At 47.9% G+C, this 1,173-nt stretch carries 2 protein-coding genes; both read right to left on the reverse strand.

Going from position 1 to position 1,173, the window contains the following annotated elements:
- Positions 1-54: 54 nt before the first annotated feature.
- Positions 55-627 (reverse strand): hypothetical protein, encoded by a 573-nt coding sequence (locus R7P67_RS25280; RefSeq protein ID WP_031428436.1) that lies wholly within the window; start codon positions 625-627, stop codon positions 55-57.
- 186 nt (positions 628-813) lie between these two features.
- Positions 814-1,173: class I SAM-dependent methyltransferase (locus R7P67_RS25285; RefSeq protein ID WP_318086379.1), on the reverse strand; the 360-nt coding region annotated here is incomplete at its 5' end.

Consider the following 1,173-nt stretch of genomic DNA (forward strand, 5'->3'; position numbering starts at 1 on the left):
TATTCCATCAATAAAAAACGCTCTCCAACTGGAGAGCGTTTTTTTTTAATTCAATTAATGCACTTTGGCTTGCGAGCTTGCGCCCATCAACGCATTAGGCGGCGTTGGTAACAACACTTCCAACTTCGCATTGCGGGCTTCCAGTTTGCGTTGACGCTTGAGCAACTTCTGCTGCTTTTTTGCCACTTTTAGCAGCTTTTTCTGCTGTTTGTAGTGTTTTTTCAGTGCCTTTTTCGCTTTCTTAAGCGCTTTTTTATCGGCCAAATCAAACAGTGCAGGAGCCGCCATCGACACTGGTGTCACCACTTTCGCGGCTTGTTTCTTCTCTTTCACTCGCTCGACCACACGTTTCACGATCGCCGCCTTTTCTGCGCTGTGTTTTGACGTGACGGAAATGGATTGCGCAGGCAGCGCTTCAGCTAACAGACCGCATGCTTGTTGCTCGTTTAACGGCTTGTCTTGGCATTTTTGTGGAGGAATTGCGGCAGGCTTACACAATGAGTCTTTAGAAGCGGAAGAGCGTGCACAAGAGCGACAAACGAACTTAGGTGCGACGACCAAACGGTGAATGTCACCCAAGTTGGCCGCAATTTGTTTGCGGTTCATCTTACATAAGCGTTTAGACATTCGACTACTCCAGCTTCCCAATTATCGACAGCATCACAACAAGTGAAATAATAATAATTCTTAGTTAGATATACAGTCAGTGTGTCGAATTAGCAAGTGAAAACTATCAATAGTGTTCAGGAAAGAATGGCAGCGTCACAGCACTTGGTTCAATGCTGTGACGAGAAGTTTTTGCGAGTCAGGAGGTTATGCCATCGAGGCTTTGACGTAGACGTCGAAACGGTTCTTTTTGGTTTCAATCGCCATACTTGGCTTTTGCTCGTTCAGCCAATTCGCGTAGTCCGGGCGCTTAACCACCACGCGTTTCGTTGCCAACGCCAGAGCAGGCTCGAGCAATCCATCGGCATCCAAATCCGCTCCCACCAAAGATTGGAAGACGCGCATCTCTTTTTTCACCAACGCGGATTTCTTTTTGTTTTCTGGGTGTGGGTACATCGGGTCGAGATACACCACATCCGGTTTCACAAACTCGCGGTCTTGCGCCAGTTGATCCAGCGCGTCATGGCTGGAGGCATGGATCAGCGACATACGCTCAGATACCCACAA

This window comes from Vibrio sp. Vb0937 (genome assembly GCF_033338855.1).